21 protein-coding genes are annotated in these 23624 nt (G+C 34.7%); 10 read left to right on the forward strand and 11 right to left on the reverse strand.

Features of this window, described 5'->3' with window-relative positions; all coding sequences use genetic code 11:
- Positions 1–13: 13 nt before the first annotated feature.
- From gndA to NLG42_RS16085, 5 genes are all read right to left on the reverse strand, one after another.
- Positions 14–1423 carry an NADP-dependent phosphogluconate dehydrogenase gene (gndA, locus tag NLG42_RS16065; protein ID WP_179003768.1) on the reverse strand — a complete coding sequence of 470 codons (1410 nt, stop codon included), beginning with the start codon at positions 1421–1423 and terminating at the stop codon, positions 14–16.
- Between the two features lie 82 nt (positions 1424–1505).
- Entirely contained in the window at positions 1506–2144 is a 639-nt protein-coding gene (gene hxlA / locus NLG42_RS16070; protein ID WP_257681562.1) for a 3-hexulose-6-phosphate synthase, read from the reverse strand.
- A 38-nt stretch (positions 2145–2182) separates the two neighbouring features.
- Positions 2183–2749, reverse strand: coding sequence for a 6-phospho-3-hexuloisomerase (gene hxlB, locus NLG42_RS16075; RefSeq protein WP_179003770.1), 567 nt, complete (start codon positions 2747–2749; stop codon positions 2183–2185).
- Between the two features lie 284 nt (positions 2750–3033).
- Entirely contained in the window at positions 3034–3921 is an 888-nt protein-coding gene (locus NLG42_RS16080) for an AraC family transcriptional regulator (RefSeq protein ID WP_179003771.1), read from the reverse strand.
- 332 nt (positions 3922–4253) lie between these two features.
- Positions 4254–4928: an SDR family NAD(P)-dependent oxidoreductase gene (locus NLG42_RS16085; RefSeq protein ID WP_179003772.1), complete on the reverse strand. Its 675-nt coding sequence runs from the start codon at positions 4926–4928 to the stop codon at positions 4254–4256.
- Positions 4929–5080: 152 nt separating this feature from the next.
- Here NLG42_RS16085 and NLG42_RS24515 point away from each other — a divergent pair, with 152 nt between their 5' ends.
- From NLG42_RS24515 to istB, 3 genes are all read left to right on the forward strand, one after another.
- The gene (locus tag NLG42_RS24515) at positions 5081–5302 is read left to right on the forward strand and encodes a helix-turn-helix domain-containing protein (protein ID WP_413614441.1); all 222 of its coding nucleotides are present in this window, start codon (positions 5081–5083) and stop codon (positions 5300–5302) included.
- A gap of 131 nt (positions 5303–5433) precedes the next feature.
- A complete protein-coding gene (gene istA, locus NLG42_RS16090) occupies positions 5434–6966 on the forward strand; it encodes an IS21 family transposase (protein WP_257683992.1) in 1533 nt (510 codons plus the stop codon).
- Positions 6967–6978: 12 nt separating this feature from the next.
- On the forward strand, positions 6979–7716 hold the full coding sequence (gene istB / locus NLG42_RS16095; protein WP_111376075.1) for an IS21-like element helper ATPase IstB: 738 nt from the start codon (positions 6979–6981) through the stop codon (positions 7714–7716).
- 208 nt (positions 7717–7924) lie between these two features.
- Here the strand turns inward: istB and NLG42_RS16100 are convergent, their stop codons facing one another.
- The 4 genes from NLG42_RS16100 to NLG42_RS16115 all read right to left on the reverse strand — a co-directional run bounded on the left by NLG42_RS16100 (position 7925) and on the right by NLG42_RS16115 (position 11878).
- A complete protein-coding gene (locus NLG42_RS16100; protein WP_257681563.1) occupies positions 7925–8752 on the reverse strand; it encodes an ABC transporter permease in 828 nt (275 codons plus the stop codon).
- Position 8753: 1 nt separating this feature from the next.
- Entirely contained in the window at positions 8754–10004 is a 1251-nt protein-coding gene (locus tag NLG42_RS16105; protein ID WP_257681564.1) for a quaternary amine ABC transporter ATP-binding protein, read from the reverse strand.
- A gap of 903 nt (positions 10005–10907) precedes the next feature.
- Positions 10908–11504: a class I SAM-dependent methyltransferase gene (locus tag NLG42_RS16110; RefSeq protein WP_257681565.1), complete on the reverse strand. Its 597-nt coding sequence runs from the start codon at positions 11502–11504 to the stop codon at positions 10908–10910.
- Positions 11501–11878, reverse strand: a complete 378-nt coding sequence (locus NLG42_RS16115) for a glycine cleavage system protein H (RefSeq protein ID WP_257681566.1) — start codon at positions 11876–11878, stop codon at positions 11501–11503. Before NLG42_RS16115 ends, NLG42_RS16110 begins: the two co-directional genes overlap by 4 nt.
- 103 nt (positions 11879–11981) lie before the next feature.
- Between NLG42_RS16115 and NLG42_RS16120 the strand changes: the two genes are divergently transcribed.
- Positions 11982–12743: a Crp/Fnr family transcriptional regulator gene (locus NLG42_RS16120; RefSeq protein WP_257681567.1), complete on the forward strand. Its 762-nt coding sequence runs from the start codon at positions 11982–11984 to the stop codon at positions 12741–12743.
- A 68-nt stretch (positions 12744–12811) separates the two neighbouring features.
- Positions 12812–13540 (forward strand): YoaK family protein, encoded by a 729-nt coding sequence (locus NLG42_RS16125; RefSeq protein ID WP_257681568.1) that lies wholly within the window; start codon positions 12812–12814, stop codon positions 13538–13540.
- A 258-nt stretch (positions 13541–13798) separates the two neighbouring features.
- On the opposite strand, the gene NLG42_RS16130 is transcribed toward NLG42_RS16125, so the two are convergent.
- Positions 13799–14275, reverse strand: coding sequence for a Dps family protein (locus tag NLG42_RS16130; RefSeq protein WP_257681569.1), 477 nt, complete (start codon positions 14273–14275; stop codon positions 13799–13801).
- Between the two features lie 43 nt (positions 14276–14318).
- Positions 14319–15098, reverse strand: a complete 780-nt coding sequence (locus NLG42_RS16135; RefSeq protein ID WP_257681570.1) for an SDR family NAD(P)-dependent oxidoreductase — start codon at positions 15096–15098, stop codon at positions 14319–14321.
- A 633-nt stretch (positions 15099–15731) separates the two neighbouring features.
- Between NLG42_RS16135 and NLG42_RS16140 the strand changes: the two genes are divergently transcribed.
- The 5 genes from NLG42_RS16140 (at position 15732) to NLG42_RS16160 (ending at position 23616) form a co-directional block, all read left to right on the forward strand.
- Complete coding sequence (locus tag NLG42_RS16140; RefSeq protein WP_257681571.1) at positions 15732–16262, forward strand: FUSC family protein; 531 nt, start codon at positions 15732–15734, stop codon at positions 16260–16262.
- Positions 16263–16281: 19 nt separating this feature from the next.
- Positions 16282–17127: an AraC family transcriptional regulator gene (locus NLG42_RS16145; protein ID WP_257681572.1), complete on the forward strand. Its 846-nt coding sequence runs from the start codon at positions 16282–16284 to the stop codon at positions 17125–17127.
- Between the two features lie 318 nt (positions 17128–17445).
- Complete coding sequence (locus tag NLG42_RS16150) at positions 17446–18132, forward strand: 3-keto-disaccharide hydrolase (protein WP_257681573.1); 687 nt, start codon at positions 17446–17448, stop codon at positions 18130–18132.
- Positions 18133–18298: 166 nt separating this feature from the next.
- Complete coding sequence (locus NLG42_RS16155; protein ID WP_257681574.1) at positions 18299–20065, forward strand: DUF6377 domain-containing protein; 1767 nt, start codon at positions 18299–18301, stop codon at positions 20063–20065.
- 479 nt (positions 20066–20544) lie between these two features.
- Complete coding sequence (locus NLG42_RS16160) at positions 20545–23616, forward strand: SusC/RagA family TonB-linked outer membrane protein (RefSeq protein ID WP_257681575.1); 3072 nt, start codon at positions 20545–20547, stop codon at positions 23614–23616.
- Positions 23617–23624 lie beyond the last annotated feature (8 nt).

The raw sequence follows: 23624 nt of genomic DNA on the forward strand, positions 1-23624 counted from the left end.
CTGCGTTTAAAATTTAGTCATTCCACTGCGTGTGGAATATACCCGGACGATCAGTACGTTCGTACGTATGTGCCCCAAAGTAGTCGCGTTGTCCCTGTATAAGGTTTGTAGGCAGATACTCTGATCTGTAAGCATCGAAATAGGCCAATGAGTTCATGAGCCCGGCAATAGGAATGCCTTTTTGAACTGCTGATTGTATGGTATTTCGGATGCTGATCTGATTATCATTCAGTGATGAGGCTATATTGTCATCAAGGAGTATATTTTGAAGCTCCGGATTTCTCAAATAGGCCAGTCTGAAATCTTCCAGAACTGCGGCACGGATTATGCAGCCGCCACGCCAGATTTTTGTAACTGTTTCAAGGTTCAGCCCGTACTTGTATTCTTGTGAGGCCGTGGTCAGCAATGCCAGTCCCTGCGCATAGGTAATTAATATGGAAAAATGCAAAGCTCCCTTAAGTTCTTCAATCAACAAAGGCAGATCTGTAGTGCTTTTCGGTGTATTCCAAACCAATTTCTGGGCAGCAAGAATTCTTTCGGGTTTGTTTTTGGACATATCACGCATGGCCACGGCAGCATCTACCGTAGGCAGGGGCACCTGCAGGTCCATCGCATTTTGTGAGGTCCATTTTCCGGTTCCTTTAGATTTAGCCCAATCAGATATTACATTGATAAGCTTCTTTCCGTTGGTATCTGTTTTTTTAAGAATATCTGCTGTGATCTCAATAAGGTAGGATTGAAGTTCAGTGCCATTCCAGTCTTCAAATGTTTTTTGGATGGTATCGTCGTCCATGTTGCAGCCGCGTTTCATAAGATCGTATATCTCTGAAATAAGCTGCATGATGCCGTATTCAATACCATTATGAGCCATTTTTACATAGTTGCCTGCCGATCCGTTACCCAGATAAGCTACACATGGCTCGCCATCAACTTTTGCTGCTATGGCTTCAAAAACAGGACGAAGTCTTTCATAAGCCTTTCTGTCACCGCCGGGCATAAGGCTTGGACCAAATCGTGCCCCTTTTTCACCTCCTGAAATTCCCATCCCGAAAAAATGAATGCCTTTGGATGATAATTCTGTGAACCTGCGGTCCGTATCGGTGAAGTAAGTATTTCCCCCGTCGATAAGGATGTCGCCTTTATCAAGGTAGGGCAGCAGGTTTTCAATCGCATTATCTACAGGTTTTCCTGCGGGTACCAGCAGCATGATTGCCCTGGGCTGCTTGATGAGTGAAACAAATTCCTGCACTTCTGTTGTGGCTTTAATGAGCTGTTGTGCGTCTGCCTGTTTAGTAAGGGACAACACTTTTTCTGTATCTAAATCCAGGCCTGCAACAGCAAATTTCTGATCGGCCATATTTAGCAGCAGATTGCGGCCCATTACACCTAAGCCAACAATGCCAAAATCGAATGTATTGTTCATAATGGTTATAGTAATCTAAATTTATTATTGAAAAATTAAGGCTGGAAGCTATAGATATAGTCCAGCCTTAAAGGATAAAGTATTATACCGTTACACTGTTTATAGCATCTTTTAATGCTTTTGCGGCAGCAGCCGGGTCTTTAGCGCAATAAATTGCACCACCTGCTACAGCTACATCTGCACCTGCGGCTACAACATCTTTTATTGTATCGATGTTTACACCACCAGCAACAGAAAATGGAACTTTTGCTTCTCTTCCTTCACTGATCAGTGTTTGTACAGAGTACCCAGGCAGTGCCTGCTCGTCAAGACCTGCGTGTAATTCAACAAAAGCTACTCCAAAAGCAGTAACTTCTTTTGCTCTCTGCACTCTGTCTTTAACCCCGATCGTATCAACGACTACTTTTCTGCCGTATTTTTTTGCTGCTTCTACAGCTCCTTTGATGGTTGCATCATCGACAGCCCCCATAACTGTTACAAGGTCAGCCCCAGCTTTGAATGCCATTTCTGCTTCCAATGCACCGGTATCGGCAGTTTTCATGTCAGCAAAAACCAATTTGTCCGGAAATGCTGCTTTCATCGCTGTTACAACACTAAGGCCTTCAGCTTTAATAAGGGGAGTACCCAATTCGATAATATCTACGTAAGGTGCTACTTTTGCTGCTAGTTCTAATGCTGCTTCTGTAGTAAGTAAATCAATTGCGACTTGTAATTTTGTCATGTCTAAAAATGTTTAAAAAAATTAATTGTAAAAAAAAGTTATTCAAGGTTAGCGTGTTTCGGCCACAGGTCTTCTTTGGTTAAACCAGATTCCTGCCAAAGGGTCATAAAAACGCTTTCGAGTATAAATAATGTAAATTGTTCAAAAAGGCTTCCTGCATACTGGTTAGAAACCGATACGCCAAAGTCTGTTTTTGTGGCAGCATTAATCAGCAGAATATTTGTTGCTAATTTGGCCAGGGTGCTGTCTGCATCGGCGGTAATGGCTACAACGCCGGCTTTTTGTTTTACTGCTTTTTCTACCGCGGATAAAACTGTTGAAGTCGTACCGGATCCTGATGCTACAAGCAGCAGGTCCCCTTCAAGGATAGCAGGGGTAACAGTTTCACCAACTACATATACACTATAGCCTAAGTGCATAAAACGCATTGCAGCCATTTTTAAGGCAAGTCCGCTTCTGCCGGCTGCCATTACAAAGATTCGGTTGGCTGATTTAATATTGCTCACCAATGCATCAATCTGCTGAGGGTCGAGCTGGTCTGCTAATTTTAAGTTTTCCTCTAAAATTTTGTGCAGGTTTTCTTTTATCAAACTATTGAAATTCATATTTTATTATTTAAAAATAAGCGTATAAATGCCTGCTATCATTCAAATAGCTTACCCTTTGGAAAGGTTAGATGAATGATACTAGTGCGATTTTCTGATTATGGATACTGCCAGTTTTACAGGCAGGTTTGAATTATAATTTTAATTCCTGATCAGTAGAATTAAAGAAAATAATTAAGCTGCAGTGCCTGTAAGGCAATAAGAATTTGTACATCTTTGAAACAGTAGTATTTACTGATGCAAAGATAGGACAGGAGAAAAGGATGGATGTTATACAAACAGGACTATGCGGTATAAATTTGCGCCAGTTCGTTTTGAAGATCTGTTGGAGTTTCTTTTAGTTTTGCCTTTACAAATTTATTTAGGGCAGAGGGGGAGCTGAATCCCAGGTCAAATGCAATTTCTTTGTGTGAGAGGTGAGAAAATAGTAACTGTCTTTTGATTTCAGTAAGAATTCTGTTATGGATGGCGTTTATGGCAGTTTCACCGCAGTGCTTTTTGGTTATTGCATTGAGTTTTTTGGCGCTGACTGCAAGCTCCAGTGCATAATACTGAACGGTGCGCTGGGTTTTATACTTCTGGTTCAGTAATTTTTTGAAAGCGATATAAAGATGCTGGTTTGTCAAAGCAGACTCCTGATTGAGTACAGGGTGCTGGCCATGAACGGATTCAATAAGACCCAGAAGGAAAATTTTAATGTAAAAACGTGCCTGTTCTTTCCTGACAAGGCTTGGAATATTATATATATCGTGGATGTTCTGAACAATGGGAAGCACCTGTTCGAATTCGGGCTTTGAAAGTGCAGTGCAGTTAAGGTGTGCCGATAGGTTAACGTTGTAAGCGCTTAGTTCATTTTTAAGTATGTCCGAACAAAATAATACTTCTTCAAACAAAATGATCTTACCTGTAATATCATTGCTGTAATTGGAAAGAAAGTGTATCTGTTCAGGAAATGCAATTGAGATTTTCCCCGAGTTTAATGCATAAATTTTGTCTTCAATATGTATGCTGATATCTCCGGATTCGACTAAAATAATACAGAAATGATCCTTTTTATGGGGCTGCAGATATTGTTCAATATTGGCTTGGGTCAAGTCAAAAACCCGGAATGACAAATTTGTATCTTCCAATTTTTGAATATTTTTCTTAATTTCTAACCGCATTAAATCCATATGATATTTTTGTGTTATTGAACTGGCAACCCTCAAGGGGGTAAATCAAATTGTTACTTTTTAAAAATTAGGTTTGGCCATACTAATGAAGCATTGCTAATTCAATTAAAAAAAGCAAAGGACAAAAGTACGCTTTTCTGATTTTTACAGGAATGATCCAGTTTAAGAATTTATCTTAAACTACATTAAGAATATTTAAAAGACTGGCTTTGCGCAGACAGGCATAAAAATTAAAACCCGAAACAGAATTATTTCAGGTTTTAATTTCATTTGTTAAAATTGAGATATGGAAAATATCCTATTTTATAAAAGGAATCTATTCTGATCAGCCCTTAAAATTCTTCAACCGCGTCCAATTCAATATTCCAGAATTTTCCTGTCTGGGTGTTTTCAGTAATTGCTTTGTAGATGCCATTTACCGATTTCTCAAGAGTTACCGGAGCTGTATCGCCCCCCATTCTGGTTTGTACCCATCCTGGATGCAGCGGGGTAACACGTATATTTTTATCTGCAAGCCTTTGGCTTAACATAACTGCATAAATGTTTATTGCAGCTTTGGACATTCGGTAAGCAGGAGCATTTGGAGCCAGATTACGAAGAAGTGCCATTGCTGTTGATAAAAATACAATCTGGCCGCCATCTTGTATAAACTCTATAAATGCTTCAGTAAACAGCACAGTTCCGGTTGTATTTGTAGCAAATGTTGCATTCATTAGTTCCTCAGTAGGAATTTCATCTCCTAAATCCAGGCCAACTCCTGCATTGTTTACCACACAGTCCAATTTGATCCCAAGTTCTTTAACCTTTTCTGCCGCTTTTTTAATGCTTTGTTCAGAACTGATATCAGCTTTAATGACAGTCAGCTTTGGATGCGAAAAATCGGTAATTTCCCCTGAACGAGTAACAGCAATCACTGCTGCACCTTCCTGTAATAATTTTTTGGTAAGAGCAAGACCTATACCATTGCTTGCACCGGTAACCAGTACATTTGTAATCGGATTATTCATATGTAGTGTTTTTGTAGTTCCGCTGTAATATTTCAGAACGTATATTAATGTCTTCCATAAAAAAATGGAATATGGTTCAAATATATTTATTTTTCGAACTTTTAATGAAGTATAAAGGATAAAATGTACATTTGTTCGTTATACGCGAACTTATGAACCAATCGGTAAAAAAAACGTTTCAGATTTTAGAATATATAGCGTCAAACGGGAATTTTGTAAGGCTGAATGATGTCGCACAGGCATTAGCCCTAAAGAAGAATACTGCCCATGGTTTTTTGGACAGTCTTAAAGAGTTAGGGTATTTAGTGGAAAAAACGGTCAAATTGACCACGCTTTTTCAGCATAAAGTGACCACCGCTTTCGGATCAAACTGACCACCACTTTTCAATTTAAACTGACCACATAGTTTCGGTTCAAATTGACCACTAAAAACTACTTCTTTTTCATGTTGTTAAACCATGGATCTGTATAAAAAGTACAGGCTATGGCAAATAACAAACTAGACATGAATAAAATTAGAAAAGTTATTAAATTACATTGTAACGGCAAAAGCAAGCTGTTTATAAGCAAGTATTTATCGCTTTCCAGAAACACAGTAAAAAAATACATCTCTTTATTTGAAGTGCTTGGATTAAGCCTTGAGTCTGTCAACAAGAAAACCGATACTGAATTAGATGAACTGTTTTCCCCAGGCCCCGCAGAAGTTCTTTCCTCAAGAATCGAGGATCTCTATGCTTATTTTCCACAGATGGAACGGGAATTAAAAAAAACCGGCATTACCATACAAATCATGTGGGAGAGATATATCGCTTTAAATCCCGATGGCTTGAGAATTACCCAATTCAGAAACCGTTACAGGGACTGGGGTAATAAAGTAAATCCTGTGATGCATATGAACCACAAGGCTGGTGATAAAATGTATGTAGATTATGCTGGAAAGACACTCTCAATTTTAGACAAAAGCACATCAGAGATCAGAGAAGTGCAGTTTTTTGTAGCTATACTCGGAGCAAGCCAATATACTTATGCGGAAGCTTCCATGAGCCAGCAAAAGGAAGATTTTGTAGCTTCGGTAGAGAATGCAATGCGCTTTTTTGAAGGAACACCTGCTGCAATAGTACCAGACAATTTAAAATCTGCCGTAATCCGAACCAGCCGCTTCGAACCTACCATTAATGAAACTCTGGCAGATTTAGCAGAACATTATGAGACTACTATTCTCCCAGCAAGAGCATATAGACCAAGAGATAAATCTTTGGTCGAAGGTGCGGTTAAAATACTTTACAGAAGAATTTATGCAAACTTAAAAGACACTAAATACTTCAGTATAGACGAACTAAATCAGGAAATCTGGGCCCTGCTGGATGCTCATAACAATAAGAAGCTTACTGGAAGACCCTACTCTCGTTTTGAACTCTTCATTGAAGATGAAAGACATGAACTGCAGCCGCTTCCTCTGGAACGCTTTGAGATTAAATACCAGTCCCTGGCAACAGTTATGCAGAATGGACATGTTCAGTTAAGCCAGGATAAAAATTATTACAGTGTACCCTATCAATATTTAAAGAAAAAAGTAAAACTGCTATACACAAACTCTACAGTAGAAATCTACTTCAAATACAATCGTATAGCTACTCACATCAGAAATCCCAAGCCTTACATCTACTCTACAAATCCTGAACATCTGGCAAGCACACATCAATTTGTATCCCAATGGAATGCCCTAAGATTTATTGATTGGGCCAACAGTATTGATCCGGCAGTAGGAGAATACATTATGCAGATAATCGAAAGCAGAAACCACCCGGAGCAGGCCTATAAAAGCTGTTTAGGGATATTATCTTTTGAAAAGAAAGTAGGTACAGAAAGATTAGTAAATGCCTGTAAACGCGCTCTGGACTTTAAGATTTATAATTTTAAAACTATACAGAACATCTTAGATAACAGTCTGGATAAAATATCTATTGAACACGAAATGGAACAGGAACAGGATCTTCCCGAACACAATAATATTAGAGGAAAAAATTATTATAACTAAAATCAATATACAATGAATGAATCTACCGTAACAAAAATGAAGCAGATGAAGCTTCATGGAATGCACAATGCCTTCATGACAGCTATCGAAAGTGGCAAAACTGATCATTATACCCTTGATCAGTTTATATCAATGATAATAGATGCCGAATGGGATGAAAGACACAACAGACGTATAGAACGGAGTATTGCCAATGCACGATTCCACTACAAATCAAATATTGAAAGCATCAATTTTGACCAGTCCCGAAACATCGACAGAAATCTTATACTCCGGCTTGCAGAGTGCAGTTTTGTAGAAAAGAATGAGAATATCTTAATTACAGGAAGCACGGGTGTCGGCAAAAGCTTTTTAGGAACAGCACTTGGCTATCAGGCCTGCATAGAAGGTTATAAGGTAAGTTATTTTAACTCCGCAAAATTGTTTGCAAAGCTCAAAATGGCAAAAGCAGACGGCACTTATCTAAGAGAACTCACGAAAATACAAAGACAGGATGTTATCATACTCGATGACTTTGGCCTGCAGTCTCTTGACAGTCACAACAGAATTGCACTTTTAGAGATCATTGAGGACAGACATAACAACGGCTCAATTATCGTAACCTCGCAAATCCCGGTTCAGGGATGGTATGATATAATTGGCGAGAAAACTATAGCAGATGCAATCTTAGACAGACTAATACATCAATCACATAGAGTTGAACTGCATGGGGAATCAATGAGGAAGAAAAAAAGCATAAACAAAGGATAATTATTTATCTATCTTTGAAATAATAACTAACACACGAAAAAAAGTAGTTTTTTGAAATAAATCGAGGTGCTCACTTTGCACCGGAATTAGATGGTCACTTTAAACCAAAACAAGGTGGTCACTTTAAATTGTAATCAGGTGGTCAATATCACTGAGTTTTACAAGGGTGATTAAAATCGGAAATAATAAGTATTTTAACTTTTTCATCTTATTGTTTTTTCTTAACAAATCCCTGAGTAATTCGGTCCAGAATAATAGCTAAAATCACAACGGATAAGCCACTTTCAAATCCTAATCCGATATCTAGATTATTAATTCCTTCTAATACTTTTTCACCTAAACCGCCTGCAGCAATCATTCCTGCAATAACAACCATGGATAATGATAATAGTATCGTTTGATTGATCCCTGCCAAAATAGTTTTCATGGCTAAAGGAAGTTCTACTTTAAATAAAATCTGGCGATTGGTAGCTCCAAAAGCGCGGGCTGCCTCTACGATATCTTTCGGAACAGCCTCAATTCCCAACGTGGTCAATCGTACTGCGGGTGGCATCGCAAAAATAATAGTTGCAAAGGCACCGGGTACTTTACCGATACTGAAAAATAATACAGCAGGAATCAGGTATACAAATGCAGGCATTGTTTGCATTAAATCCAATAAAGGACGGATGATTTTTGCAGCCAATTTGCTTTTAGCAGCCCAAATTCCCAAGGGAACAGAAATAACAAGCGCAGTAATGGTTGAAACAAAAATAAGCGCCAGTGTTTCCATGGTTTCTATCCATAATCCCATTAAAAATATTAAAGTAAGCCCCCCTACGGTCATAATAGCGATGCCTTTTCCTGCTTTCCACCATGCTAATAACGTAAAAAGGAGAATGATAACATAAAACGGAGTGTTTACCAGAGTCCATTCAATCCCCATAATAGAGGAGTTTCCTATATATTTTATGACATCAAATAAAGGTTTTCCGTTTTCTGTAAGCCAATTAATTGCAGTTTCTACATATTGACCGATATCTATAGTTTTATTCATCTTATTGATTGTTTGCGATTTCTTTTAATTCAATGATTTCTTCTTCGTTAAACTTTGTAGCTTCTATAATGAGAGATAACTGGGTAACAAGACCTAAAAATTTGTTGTTTTGATCTATCACAGCAATAGCTGATTTGCTTCCGGAAATTAATGGTAACATTTCTTCGACCGTAGCCTCTTGATAGACTGAAGGGACGTTGCTGTCGATAACCGATTCTACTGTCGGTTCATTTTTCTTTGCAATTTGTACAATGCTATTGAGTGTTACAAAGCCGAGAAATTTATTTTGAAAATCTACCACAGGTAAGGTTTCTAAACCTGTTGCTCTCATTTTTCTTAGAGCACCTTCAGGACCGTCTTTCCTGAAACGCACCACGGTAGCTTTGTCGAACATCAAAGATTTGGCAGTGATAATTGTTTTGCGGTCTACTTTTTCTACAAAAGCTTTTACATAGTCGCTGGCAGGATTGGTTAAAATATCTTCAGCGGTTCCTATTTGTTCTATTACACCGTCTTTCATAATAACAATACGATCTCCAATTTTAATAGCTTCGTCCAAATCATGTGTAATGAAAACAATGGTTTTTTGTAGCGTATCTTGCAACTCAAGCAGCTGATCCTGCATCTCAGATTTGATTAAAGGATCGAGGGCGGAGAAAGCCTCGTCCATAAGTAATACCTCAGGATCGTTAGCCAAAGCTCGTGCTAATCCTACTCTCTGTTGCATTCCTCCTGAAAGTTGAGAAGGAAACTGATTCTCAAAACCATTCAATCCTACAATATCTAATGCTTTCTGTGCTTTTTCATCACGAGAAGCTTTCGTTTCTCCTCTTATTTCTAGTCCGAAACCTGCATTGTCTAAAACATTATGATGGGGTAGTAGTCCAAATTTTTGAAATACCATACTCATCTCCGTTCTTCTTACTTCCAGAAGTTCTTTGTTGTTTTTATCAGTAATATTATCGTCGTTGATGTATACTTTTCCTGAAGTTGGTTCATTTAGTCGGTTAAGGCAACGCAGTAAAGTAGATTTTCCACTTCCTGATAATCCCATGATCACAAAAAATTCACCCTCATAGATTTCAAAACTAGCTTTGTTGATTCCTACAGTACAGCCCGTTTTTTCGAGAATTTCCTTTTTGGAAAAGCCTTTATCTAAAAGTTCCTGTGCTTTTTCTTTATTTTTGCCAAAAATAATAGTCAGATCTTCAACTTTAAGTTTTACTTTTCTACCGTTTTCAATTTTTTCCATATTAGATTTTTTCAGTTAATATATAACATAAGAAATTGTACACATGTTAACGGTTAAACGTTTAACCAAAATTATTCTGCTGATGACCATAGTACAAAATACTATTTAAAAGTCTTTAATGATAAAAACTTTTTACAATAAAATAAGCGCATAAAAACTTATAGTCTTATGTTTATATTTTAAATATCTCAATAGATTATACTCTAGAAACAGAGTGTAGCAGATTCAAAAAAAAAATATTCTTTTGAAAATAGATTTAAAAATTAAATTACTGATGAAGTAATTAAGTATTTGTACTGAACAACTGGAATTTCTACATTTCATCAAAATGTAGATCAGCATAAAAAAGCTGTGCATCAATTTCTTATGATGGTGCAAATATACAACTTTTATATTAAATGGGTTTTATGAGGGTTAAGTGATTGGTTTTCAGTGTAAATATGAAGTAGGGGCATTCACACGCATATTGCTTTGGTAATAAAAGAAAAATGATCTTTAAGTAAATAAATTAAGTTTTATGACAAAACTATTATTTCTGAAATGTCAATATCATTGCAATTAAACTGTCGTTACATTTTGTCCTAAATGACCTCTTTAAATTAACCATTTTTAATTCCATTTTTTTCAGTGCAGAAGAATCATTAATCTTTAAGGGGAAATAATAGCAATTAAGCTTTGATTGCGGGCTTCAATATATTTGAACCGAAAGAGCTTAGAGAACTATTTTGCTGCGTTTTCGTTGCTATCAATACTTGTGTGCCACTATTTTATCACAAAACTAATAATGTCGAAAATGGAAATAATAAGCAGCTTGACTGCCTTAACTTTTTGCGGTAAAAAAGTCGCCCCTTTTATTAGATTTTGACCACATTAGTGTTTTATTTTTAATGTTAGCAGATTTAGTTACGATATCTTCCGCCACAAGATCAATACGCCTTCGCAGGCAATATATTCTAATTTAAAACTGTCTGGAATTTCTTCCCCGTTACTCCAATAGGTAACTAATCGCGTACCGATTGGTGTCTGCTCAAGTTGTTCTTTTACATATTTTGAGTAGGAATAAAAGAGTTCTCTCTCAGGAAGTATTGCTTTATCAATTGAGCAGGAAGAATCTATATTTTCATAAAAAGAGTTGTAAAAATAGAAGGCCTCATAGTCAGAGAATGAAATTTCATTGATGTTGGAATGAATAAATTCTACATTAGCCAGATCATATTTGTCAACAATTTTTTTTGATAGCTTAACAAGTGAAGCTCTTTGCTCCACCCCATAAAACATACCTGTTGTAGAAGCTGCTCCTACCAGACAAAATTTCCCTGCTCCAGAACCAATATCCAATACTTTCTTGTAAGGCTTATCTACTAAATACTCAGCTGCAAATTTGGCTACTGCAACTGGAGTCCAATGACGGGCTGCGAGTCTTTTTATTCTACTTGGATATAACTCATTGAAGGTGGTGTCCTCAACAGTTAAATTTAATTTAAGAGATTTAAAAATCATAGAATGAGTTCAATATATTCTTCACTACTTAAGAATGCACTAGGTGAGATAACCATTTCGACTGAGACTCTCAAAAGCCAATTCAGATAGGGATTATTATTAATACTTGAGGGGCTTTTATCCAAGGTAATATTAGTTGACATAATTTTACATTCAAAAGGAGAAACGAGAGTAAAAGTCTCATTATATCCGTAAATAGTACCCCATAATATTTCTTTTTTCATACAGTCGTCTTCTAATTTGAGCTCAATTAGGTTAATTCTACCTATTTCTTTCTGAGCAAAATCAGTGAGGCCAATAAAATAATCGTATACTCCAATTTTTCTTAACCATAAGTGATTTCTGGTATACTGCAGTCCTTTGGGAATAAACATGTTTTCAAAGTTTTAAACTGGATTAAAATTGTTCAGCCTGTTCCTAATTTTACGATCTATTTCGTAATTGGCGTAAAGTTACGTTAACTAGAAATACATTGGAATGATTATTATTGCAATTAAATTTGATTTAAATCAAGTATGGAAAGTGAAGCAGAAAAATAGTGTAACTTTGTTTTTGACTATGATTTCAAAATTTATCTTTAATAATCACTATCTTTTAAATGAGCTTCCGCAGTGTGATAAGGACTTGCTCGAAAAAGTAATGCAAAGTAAAAATTACCGTAAAAATGAGGCTGTTTTCACGGAAGGGAGCTCGCCCACTGGCATTTTTTTTGTACAATTTGGCAAAGTAAAAAAATATAAGGTTGATAATGATGGGAGAGAGCAGATTATATATATCTATAATTCAGGTGAGTTTTTTGGATATTCTGCTATTTTAAGTAATGAATCTTATGGAGATACAACACTGACTCTTGAGAATTCAATTATTTCTTTTATTTCAAATGAGGATTTTTTCAATATTCTTGATCGATCTGCAGTATTTTCCCGTTTACTTTTAAAATCTCTTAGTCATGAGTTTAGTGTTATGGCCAATTTGATGGCTGTCTTATCACAAAGAACAGTCAGGGAACGCGTAGCTCTTAGTTTACTTATTTTGCACGATAAATATAAAACAAGTGATAATGAAAAAGATGTTTTTATTACGCTTTCTCGTGCAGATTTAGCAAACATGGCGGGAACAGCAAATGAGACCCTGGCAAGGGTACTGCATGATTTTAAGGAAGAAAACCTGATTTGGATGGAAGGACGTAAAATACAGCTGATCAATTTGCAGCGCTTGGTTCATGTGGCAAATTTTTAAAACAAAACTAAAAAATCTAGTTAAGAAGAAATTTTAACAAAGAGAGGGTGTAAACTTAAATCAATATAATGTTCAAACATCAGGGCAATAAAAGAAATTTAAGACATAATCTTAAAATTGCTTCTTTATTATCGTTTGTAGCAGGGATGGTAAATGTGGCTGGCTTTTTAGCAGTTCAGAAGTTAACTACTAATGTAACGGGGCATTTTGCTTTTTTTGTAGATGAAATTTTCAAACTTAATTTCAAACAAGGAATTAGTTATTTTTTATACATTTTTTTCTTTTTTCTGGGGTCTTTTTTTTCTAGTTTGTTGGTAGAATTTTTTTTACACAAAAATGAAAAATATGTGTATGTTATTCCAACAGCTATTGAAAGTTTGATTCTTTTAGCAATAGGGATTTTTGGAGTGAATTTAAGATTAGAAACCCCAGATTTAATTGCCTATTGCCTTCTTTTTGCAATGGGATTACAAAATTCGCTGGTAACAAGAATCTCCAATGCAACCGTAAGAACTACTCATCTTACAGGACTTTTTACTGATCTTGGAATTGAACTGTCTCAGCTCTTTTTTTATCGTGAATCGATGGTTAGAAAAAAGTTGTTAGTTTCCATAAAATTACGAGCCACAATTATCGGATTTTTTTTTACCGGAGGTATTGTCGGAGGCATTTTTTACTCCAAGATCGGATTGCACGTTCTATTGATAGGAGTTATGGTTTTACTATTGGGTTTGATTTATGATAGCGCAAGGTTTAAGATGGTTATGATCAAGCGGAAGTACAGGCGGATTATATAATAAAAAGTATGGACCAATTTTCGTTTAAACATGATATTGATATAATTCCGGGTAGTTGTGGTAATATAAAAAAAGTTTTTATGTACTTTAAAATATCTTTTATCGATCTTGATTATCTTCTGCCTCTTGGACAAGGTGATATTAGTATTTCTTGTGCAAGTATAATTTTATTTTTGTTGTATTTTAGGTGTATATAAAAATGACATTGCCTCTTAAGAGGTAATGTCATTTTTTATTATTTATCTGCAGTTCGATTATTTACCCATTTAAATGAGCTCTTAGCATCCAAGCCATTTTTTCATGTATTTCAATGAAACCTGTAAGGTAATCGCTAGTACCTGGATCTTTGTATTTATCATCAATAGTATTTATACCGCCTCTGATAAATTCTACAATACTTTGGTGGTCTGCCAAAAGATCTTTGATAAAACCTTGACTATTATTTTTTCTCTCACTATACTCACTAAGATGAGTTAGTTCCAAAAATTCTTTCAATGTTCCTGGCGCATAATGACCTATGGTACGGATACGTTCAGCAACACCATCCATTAATTCTGCTAATTGATTATATTGAGCTTCAAAGAAAAGGTGCATAGAATGAAAATCGGGTCCCTCGACGTTCCAATGGGCGTTTCTTGTTTTGGTATACAATATAAATTCATCTGCCAATAACTTGGACAAGATTTCAGCTACAGCTAATCTATTTTCGTTTTTAATTCCAATATGAGTATCCATTTTTATATATTTTGTAATTAATTATTCTTGTATTTATTTGGGTTTACATAGTCATTCCACCATCAACAGCAATAGCCTGTCCGGTGATGTGTGGAGCTGAAGCGATGAACAAGACAGCAGCAGCGATATCTCCCGCACTTTGATCTACACCTTGCGGTATTAGCGTTTTTTTGTTTCTTTCCCATGATTGGGCTTCTGTTTCATTGGATTGTTTCCAACGATCTGCAATACCACCTTTCCCACGCCACATTCCTGTACCTATAATACCCGGACAAATTGCATTTACAGTTATACCGGTTTGGGCTACTTCTTTTGCAATGCTGTTTGTAAAACCGATTACGGCAAATTTGGAAGCAACATAATGTGACAGATGAGCCATTCCCATTTTACCAGCTATTGAGGCTGTATTGATTATCGCTCCACTGTTTTGGGGTTTCATTACCTCTAAAACGGCCTTAGTGCATATAAATACACCTTTTGCATTTACAGAAAGTACTCTATCCCATTCCTGCTCGTCTATTTCTTCTATACTTCCAATTCCAACCACACCTGCATTGTTTACCGCTACATCTAAAGTTCCGAAAGTACTTATAGTCTCACTTACGGCATTGCTGACTGACTGGTAATTTGTAACATCAACTTCTAATACCAGTGCTTTGCTCCCTAGTAAACGTAGTTCTTTAGCCACCGGTTCTATATAATCTTTTTTAACGTCCAGTAGAGCAATATTTGCTCCTTGTTCAGCAAATGCAAATGCTATGGCTTTTCCAATCCCACCACCAGCGCCGGTTATAAAGACAGTTTTGTTTCTGAATTTTTCCATTTTATTTAATTTTTAAAATATTATTGCTCAGTTTCTTTACAGTAAAATTACATCAAATCTATGGGGGCAATTTGTACAACGATGTCAAATAGATGTATAAAAAGTTTAAGTTTTTAGTGTATAAATCATTTCAACTTTTAATACATCTACCATAATATTCCAAAATTTGATCACTGGAAATCCGTGCAAAATTTTAATTTCAATAATCAGGTTGGTACATCCGGTATTTAGTTTAAAGGGTATACTCCATCAAGGCACTATCGAACTTTAGATAAATTTATAGGTTGTATATTGTCTTTAACTGCCAATTATAAGAGAAGTAAAAAGGCTGTTGATAGATACCCAAAAGGATAAAAAGCGAACATTTTTTTAAAGAACTAAAGTTGTAGGATCTTTGTTGTGAAGGAAGTTTTTTTTGATTGCGTACATAATATTTTTTTTCATAAAAAGATAAGTATCTCCCGGGTGCAAATAATTGCAATGCACAAATCCTAATTTATTAAAGGAAGTCAGGATGGGGGAAAAAAAACTAGTATTGATGACAAATTTACTTAAGATCTAAGCTATGTTTTTTGCATAAGGACAACTTTGATTTGTATATTTGTGGCATTTTAATCTTAACTAAACCCAGTTATGAGGCTAAAGATTTTTAAAGATAATCTCGATTCCAGTATTGTCATTAAAGCCATGCTACTTACAATTGTCATTTTTATTTCCTACTTTTTTGGTTTAGGCATCAATAAGCTCCTCAGACTTTCAGATGATTATCTCAGTGGGATATGGTGTGCGGTATCGGCAATTGTAGTATTTGATGATTTGCCAAAAAATGCCAGGAGTTTAATAAAAGATAGATTACTCGGTACCTTTGTTGGGGTTTTGTTGACCACCATAATTATCTATTTTACTAGTAACCTTTTTTTATCTCTTGGAATTTCTGTATTCTTTACCTGTATTTTGATTTCGTTATTTAAATGGACAGGTGCTTTAAAGATTGGATGTATCACTGTGATTATTGTAGGTTTAAGTACCCATGACAAGACATTTGATATTGTTTGGCATTCCGGATTAATGCGCTTTTTAGAATCCATTGCCGGGGGTGCGATATCTCTTATCGCAACTATGATTATTGAAAGCATAAAAAATAGAAATATCGAAAATACTTAGAAATGATTTCTAAAAAAACATGGTTAAACTAAAGCAATTTTACGCTCTGGAAATTTTGGACTTTGAAGAAAATGATTTTCACCTGAGCTCACACAGTCAGAATTATTATGAGATCGTATATATTTATTGCGGCAAAGGGGTACATCATGTAAACCAGAATGAGTTTTCTTATGCATCGGGAGATCTGTTTGTTATTTCACCAGAAGACCAACACAACTTTACAATGGAGAGTAGAACTCGGGTAATATGTATCAAGTTTACCGATGACTATTTTAGCAGTAAAGAACTTTGGAAGCTCCAGGACTATATGGCCAGCAGTCCTGAAAGCATTATGAATAATAAAGTACTGAAAGAAGTTAAATTGGAATTTGTTTTAGAGGTTAAAACGATTTTACGCCATACAATCGATAACATACTGCTTTATAATACATTTCAAAATGCCGCAACCTCACCTATAGTTTTTTATCAGATATTAGCCTTATTTGGTATTATAAAAGAGACAATAAGTAATATGTCTCTCAATGGCGAAGATCATTTACCCCAGAAAGAGCAACTCATCTCTTATATTCATCAGTATATATACAAACCAGATAAACTTAAAATAAAATCGATTGCCTTTCATTTTAATATTGCTCCGACGTATTTTAGCGTTTATTTCAAACGAAACTTTCAAATGGGGTATAGAGAATATATGAATCAATATAGAATAGCACTCATTGATAAAAGATTAGAGTCAGGGCAATTTACATTAAAGCAGATTGCCGATGAATTTGGATTTAATGATGAAAGTCATTTTTCACATTTCTATAAGAATAATATGGGGGTAAGCCCATCATTTTATTCTAACTTAAAGATGAAAGACTAACAAATGATTTAGAGAACTTTAAAAAGAGCATGATTCTATTGACAATATCTTGTCTTTATTCCTAAAAAAAAGTTTCAAGCGCCACGGATTTAGTGTTGGAAATCAAAATTTAATTCTATTTGAACTTAAGACTTGATGTCATTTTGATACTCCGTTTTATTAAAATCCTATTAAACACAAGAATACTATAAAATCAACTTTTGTATATTTGAGTTTTATATAAAAAAAAATAGAATATGGTGAATAAAAAAATAAATTCAGCTGGTTATTTAAATACAATAAATAACCAATTCTTTATCAAGAAAATTTATGAAAAAAATGAAAAAAAATGAAAAAAAAATAGTTGTTGTATTGATACTGCTTTTAGTACAAATGATTCATGCTCAAAAAGGCTTTAAACCACTTTTTGATGGAAAAACTACAAAAGGCTGGCATTGTTATGGTAAAAAATCCGTTGGAGCGGGATGGAAGGCAGAAAATGGTGTATTGCATTTTGATCCTGAAGCTGCTAAAGATGGACAAGGAGGAGATTTAGTCACTAATGCTGAATTTGACAATTTTCATTTAAAATTAGATTGGAAAATAGCTCCAAATGGCAACAGTGGTATTCTTTTTTATGTTAATGAAAATAAGGTAAAATATCAAAATACCTTTAGTACGGGGTTTGAAATGCAGGTTTTAGATAATGATGGTCATCCGGACGGTGAAATCACCAAACATCGTGCGGGAGATTTATATGATTTAGTTCAAAGCAAATCCGAAGCCGTAAAATCTGTTGGAGAATGGAATACAGCTGAAATTATAAGTAAAAGCGGAAAATTAACCTTGATTTTGAATGGAGTTGTCACAGTTGAAACGACACTTTGGGATGGCAATTTTAAAAAAATTATAGCCGGAAGTAAATTTGCGACCTGGGCAGATTTTGGAACATTTAAAAAAGGAAAAATAGCATTGCAAGACCACGGAAACAATGTATGGTTTCGCAACATTATGATAAAAGAGTAAAATGGAATTATGAAAATCAGTAGGTAAGGATCTTTATCAAATAAGATTATTATAGTGAGTTGACCAGATAACCATTTGTGTTGTTTGTATAAAAAGCTATATATCATAGATATGCATTGTCAACTCACTCGAATGTGGATTTATTGAGTTTTTGAAATAAAATTAGATGCTAAAAGGAAAAAATATTTTAATTAAACCAAAACTAGAATGTACCATGATTCAATATTTTTTCACGAAAAAATCTTTTCTATATTTTAGAGAGAGGATTTTCTTAAATACTATTTTGCCCTTCTTTTTTTTAATATGTTGGTCAAATATTTTTTATGCACAAGAAAATATCTTGCTTAAGAGATTAAACCAGGTTATTGATTCATCATCTCTTTACGATAGTAATAAAACAAGAATAATCAAAGGCCTAAAAAATGAGCTAAGGCAGATCAAAGATGATAGGTATAAAGAATTGGATTTAAATCAACAGCTTTTTGACCAATATGTAGTTTTTAAAAGAGATTCAGCATTTAACTACGCTTTGAAAATTAAAGCTTTATCAGAGCGGATTAATGATAAATCTTATTTAATGAAAGCTAACATTAATTTAGCCAATATCAGTGTTTCAGCTGGAATGTATAAAGAAGGTCTGGATTATTTAGATTTGATTAAGCCCGAGGAAATAAATAATGAAAATGGATCAATTTATTATGGATTATTAGGTCGGTGTTATGGCGATATGGCAGAATACAGCAGTATTCCGTTTTTTAATAAAAAGTACAATAAGCTCGCTAAAGAGTGTAGGATTAAGGCACTTAATTTAACAACGCCCGGTACATTTTTTAATTCATTTTTAAAGTTTTATAACGAGTACAAAGATGGCAATTTACTTACTGCAGAGAAGGGATTTAAATCGATGTTCAATTCTACTATAAGTAATCGCGATGAAGCATTGTTAAATTATATGCTAGGGGAGATTTGTAGAGAATCTGGTAAAGCAAATCAGGCAATTGATTATTACAGTAAAGCGACCATTGCAGATATACAAATATCCACTAAAGAATCTTTGGCTTTGATTAAGCTTTCGGAGCTGCTATTTAGGAAAAAGAATCTGCAGAGCGCTTCGGCACTGGTGAAAAAAGCGTATGATGATGCTTTATTTTACGGGGCGCAGCAGAGAAAATTGCAAGTTGGAGCAATTTTACCTCTTATTGAAGAAGAAATAATGCAGAATATTGAAAGAGAAAAAAAACGGCTTTATATCCAATATATTGGAGCTATTGTTTTTTCTGTAATTGTAATTTGCTTTTTAATCTTAACTTTTATTCAATTTAGAAAAATTCAAAAGGCAAAAAAAATTATTGCAAATGCCCATGGTGATCTGCAGAAAGTAAATAAACAGCTTGTGATTGTTAATGAAGAAATAAACGCTCGTAATAGCCAAATCGAATCAATTAATGATCGCCTCTTTGAAGCGAACAAAATTAATGAAGAATATATTGGTTTCTTTTTTACCGAATATGATGATATCTTTGAAAAGTTTAATGAATTCACCTCTTATATAGAAAAAGATATTGATTCTGGTGATTATGCTAAAGCCAAATATCGGTTATCGAGATATGATTTGAAGAAAGAAAAAGATAAGCTACTCAATAATTTTGATACTGCCTTTATTAATTTGTTTCCAAGTTTTATTGATGAATTTAATTCGTTAATGAAACCAGGGGAGCAAATCAAGATTAAGGACAATCAAATTCTTACTAAAGAATTAAGAATTTTTGCTTTGATTCGTTTAGGTATTAAACACAATGAGAAAATTGCTCAGATTCTAGGCTATTCTGTGAATTCTATTTACGCCTACAAAACAAAAGTCAGAAACAAATCAATAATCGAAAATGATGGTTTTGATAAAAAGCTAATGAAAATGACTTCAATTAAAAATTAATTCTATCTGCTGCATTTATTTAAAAAATCCTGCTATAATTTTTTAGTGGGATTTTTATTTGGATATAACTCTAATTTTAACGCGACTCAAAGGTGAGAATAATTGATTTTTTACAGTATAATATTATATAATATGTTTTTTTTAGCATAAATTATTGTCGTTTTAGGATTAAAAATCTATATAATTAATTGATCTGTTTTTTGTTTAAATCGCTGTAATGTAATTGTTTATGTTTTTTTTTAACGCTCTGTAAGTCTTGTTTTTTCTATACGATTTTAAGATCAACATTTTTCAGATATGATTTTTTGTTTCTTTGCTTTGATCCATATTTGAGTATTTTGGATTTCCAAGTTTTTAAAGGCCTTTAAAACGCGGGCGAGGTATTAATTTTAATATTATAAGATAAAAGTATTATCTGAGGAATTGTCCTCACTTCAAAAATAATAACTAACTAAATCACTAACCAAACAAAAAAGTAAATGAGATCATATCATGAAATCGATATTCAAAGGGCATATATAAAAGATTTTGTCCTGGTTCTTTTTATGCTTGTTTCACTATCTTATAGCAGTAATAGCTTTGCTATTGTTAAACAACAAGATGGAGCTGTATTAAAAAGTACCCAAAAGATTATTACAGGAACGGTTTATAATGAAAAGCATGAACCTTTGCCTGGAGCAACGGTAATAGTAAAAGGAGCATCAACCAGCACCACTACAGACTTTGATGGTAAGTTTTCTATTAAAGTAAACACTACCGATGCGACGCTGGTTGTATCCTATGTCGGATATGCTAATAAAGAAATTTCTGCAACAAGCTCAAATTTAGAAATTCAGTTGGCACCCGAAGCTGTCACACTAACAGATATTGTAGTCATTGGATATGGAAAAGCCAAAGCCAGAGATTTAACCGGATCTGTTTCCTTAATCGATATCGCTAAAACAAAAAATCAACCTGTTGCCAATATTGGAGAGGCTATGCAGGGAAGAGCAGCCGGAGTACAGGTTATTTCAAGTGGAGAACCAGGATCAAACGTTACTTTTAGAGTTAGAGGTACGGGAACCATTGCTAATAATAACCCTCTTATCGTAGTGGACGGAATGCCTTTAAATGGAGGGCTTAATCAGGTAAACATGAATGATGTAGAGTCGATCAGTGTACTCAAAGATGCCTCTTCTACGGCTATTTATGGTTCCAGAGGAGCAAATGGGGTTGTGATTGTAACGACCAAGAGAGGTGGAACAAAAGAAGGGTCTACTTTAACTTTTGACACTTTTACGGGAGTACAAAATGCTTCTAATATGGTAAGTGTTTTGAATGCTTCTCAATATGCTTCATTAAATAATGATATGCTCACTAACGGCGGACTTACTCCTAATCCGTTATGGTCAAATCCAGCATCATTAGGAACCGGAACTGATTGGGTAGGTACACTGTTTAATCCTGCATTAATGTCTAGTTATACTTTGTCTTATGGAAATAAAACAAAGAAATCAAATATCTATGTTTCGGCTAATTATTTCAAACAGAAAGGGATTGTTTTAAATACAGATTATGAAAGATTTATCGTTCAGTTTAATTCTGATACTAAAATTACCAGCAAAGTTAAGTTTGGTAATAGTATAAAAATTGCGCACGATATAAAAGAGAGTGGAGCATATGATATCCGTAGTACGTTACTCGCAAATCCTACTCAGCCTATTTATGATGCAAAAGGTAATTTTACGGGACCTACCGGAAATCCTCTTTACTCTGGAGATATTGAAAACCCAATTGGAAAAGCGACAACCATCGAAAGATCAACAAAAGGATATAATCTTCAAGGAAATCTTTTTACAGAAATTAATTTATTGAAAAATTTAGTTTTTAAATCTTTAGGAGGTGTGGAGGCCAACTTTTGGTTTGATAGAACCTGGTCACCAAAGCACTCATGGGGATCTAATGTACAACCCAATTCTTATCTTTCACAAGGAACCAATAGAAGTATTACAATTCTTTGGGATAATACACTAACCTATGATGCTCATTTTGGTGCTCACAATCTTAATGCGGTTGTGGGAAGCAGTTCTCAGTCTAATAAATATGATTTTTTAAATGGTTCTATTCAAAAATTTGCAAGCGATGGAACCCAACAGATTGATAATGGTACGCTGCAACCAACCGTTGGAGGTAACGCTTCTGAGTGGGCTATTATGTCTTATTTGGCAAGGGTGAATTATGACTATGATGGTAAGTACTATGTAACGGGAACAATAAGAAGAGATGGATCTTCTCGTTTTGGACAAGGCAATAAATGGGGATGGTTTCCATCAGGGGCTTTATCATGGAGAATTTCATCCGAGGAATTTATGAAAAAAGTAACCGCTATTAATGATTTAAAATTAAGAGTTGGTTACGGAATTACAGGTAATCAGGATATCGGTAACTACGCTTTTTCTTCTTCTTATAATACTGTTTTGTATAATTTCAACAACAGCTTTGTAAGCGCGGTTGTTCCAACTGTATTGCCAAATACAAATGTAAAATGGGAAGGACAGGAACAGTTTAATGCAGGTATAGATGCATCATTTTTTGACAGCAGAATTAATTTAACTTTTGATGCTTACGTGAAAAATACTAACGATATGTTAGTTCCAATGTCAGTGCCGGTAACCTCTGGTTATTCGGATATTTATGTTCCATCAATAAATGCCGGAAAAATTCAAAATAAAGGTATTGAATTGTCATTGTCAACAAAAAACTTGGTTCACGATTTTAAATGGTCTACAGATTTTGTTTTCTCTTATAATAAAAACAAAGTAGAGAGTATAAATGGAGATACTCCAATAATTACAGGAAGCACGGGGCTCAATAGCAGTATTTCACTTATTCAGGCTGGTTACCCGGTAAATGTTTTTTATGGGTATGCAACCGATGGTGTTTTTCAAACACAGGCAGATGTGAACAATCATGCCTTACAAATGGTTGGGGCAAATAGTGCCACTAGTACTGCCCCAGGAGATATAAGATTTAAGGATCTTAACAATGACGGAATTATCAATGATAAAGACAGAACTTTTTTAGGTAACCCAAATCCAAAATTTACGTACTCACTTAACAATACTTTTTCGTATAAGAATTTTGATCTAACGGTTTATTTTCAGGGAGTTTATGGAAATGATATTTATAATGCCAACCGCATGTACACAGAGTCTATGTCCGTTGCCAATAATCAAAGTACGGCAACTTTAGGCAGATGGACAGGCGTAGGAACCAGCAATAGTATGCCAAGAGCAGTTTATGGAGATCCTAACAATAATGCCAGGGTTTCTGACAGATTTATTGAAGACGGTTCATACTTGAGATTAAAAAATGTCAGTTTGAGCTATAATTTTCCTGAGAATGCCTTTAAGAATGTGTTTTCATCGGTTCGATTATATTTCTCAGCGCAGAATGTTTTGACTTTTACCAATTACAAAGGATTTGATCCTGAGGTTTCAGTAAATGGTATCGATAACAGTGTATATCCTGTTACAACAAATTACTCTATTGGACTTAATCTTGGATTTTAAAATTATGA

Source organism: Flavobacterium plurextorum (assembly GCF_024638035.1).
GTDB lineage: Bacteria > Bacteroidota > Bacteroidia > Flavobacteriales > Flavobacteriaceae > Flavobacterium > Flavobacterium plurextorum.

Bases quoted from the DNA above. Each gene is read 5' to 3' on its own strand.
- NLG42_RS16145 (WP_257681572.1), top strand. From the start codon at position 16,282: ATGGTTAAACTAAAGCAATTTTACGCTCTGGAAATTTTGGACTTTGAA.
- NLG42_RS16150 (WP_257681573.1), top strand. From the start codon at position 17,446: ATGAAAAAAAATGAAAAAAAAATAGTTGTTGTATTGATACTGCTTTTA.
- NLG42_RS16140 (WP_257681571.1), top strand. From the start codon at position 15,732: ATGAGGCTAAAGATTTTTAAAGATAATCTCGATTCCAGTATTGTCATT.
- NLG42_RS24515 (WP_413614441.1), top strand. From the start codon at position 5,081: ATGAACCAATCGGTAAAAAAAACGTTTCAGATTTTAGAATATATAGCG.
- NLG42_RS16155 (WP_257681574.1), top strand. From the start codon at position 18,299: ATGCTAAAAGGAAAAAATATTTTAATTAAACCAAAACTAGAATGTACC.
- NLG42_RS16080 (WP_179003771.1), bottom strand. From the start codon at position 3,921: ATGGATTTAATGCGGTTAGAAATTAAGAAAAATATTCAAAAATTGGAA.
- gndA (WP_179003768.1), bottom strand. From the start codon at position 1,423: ATGAACAATACATTCGATTTTGGCATTGTTGGCTTAGGTGTAATGGGC.
- istB (WP_111376075.1), top strand. From the start codon at position 6,979: ATGAATGAATCTACCGTAACAAAAATGAAGCAGATGAAGCTTCATGGA.
- NLG42_RS16120 (WP_257681567.1), top strand. From the start codon at position 11,982: ATGATTATTATTGCAATTAAATTTGATTTAAATCAAGTATGGAAAGTG.
- NLG42_RS16130 (WP_257681569.1), bottom strand. From the start codon at position 14,275: ATGGATACTCATATTGGAATTAAAAACGAAAATAGATTAGCTGTAGCT.
- istA (WP_257683992.1), top strand. From the start codon at position 5,434: ATGAATAAAATTAGAAAAGTTATTAAATTACATTGTAACGGCAAAAGC.
- hxlA (WP_257681562.1), bottom strand. From the start codon at position 2,144: ATGACAAAATTACAAGTCGCAATTGATTTACTTACTACAGAAGCAGCA.
- NLG42_RS16100 (WP_257681563.1), bottom strand. From the start codon at position 8,752: ATGAATAAAACTATAGATATCGGTCAATATGTAGAAACTGCAATTAAT.
- NLG42_RS16135 (WP_257681570.1), bottom strand. From the start codon at position 15,098: ATGGAAAAATTCAGAAACAAAACTGTCTTTATAACCGGCGCTGGTGGT.
- NLG42_RS16085 (WP_179003772.1), bottom strand. From the start codon at position 4,928: ATGAATAATCCGATTACAAATGTACTGGTTACCGGTGCAAGCAATGGT.
- hxlB (WP_179003770.1), bottom strand. From the start codon at position 2,749: ATGAATTTCAATAGTTTGATAAAAGAAAACCTGCACAAAATTTTAGAG.
- NLG42_RS16160 (WP_257681575.1), top strand. From the start codon at position 20,545: ATGAGATCATATCATGAAATCGATATTCAAAGGGCATATATAAAAGAT.
- NLG42_RS16110 (WP_257681565.1), bottom strand. From the start codon at position 11,504: ATGATTTTTAAATCTCTTAAATTAAATTTAACTGTTGAGGACACCACC.
- NLG42_RS16105 (WP_257681564.1), bottom strand. From the start codon at position 10,004: ATGGAAAAAATTGAAAACGGTAGAAAAGTAAAACTTAAAGTTGAAGAT.
- NLG42_RS16115 (WP_257681566.1), bottom strand. From the start codon at position 11,878: ATGTTTATTCCCAAAGGACTGCAGTATACCAGAAATCACTTATGGTTA.
- NLG42_RS16125 (WP_257681568.1), top strand. From the start codon at position 12,812: ATGTTCAAACATCAGGGCAATAAAAGAAATTTAAGACATAATCTTAAA.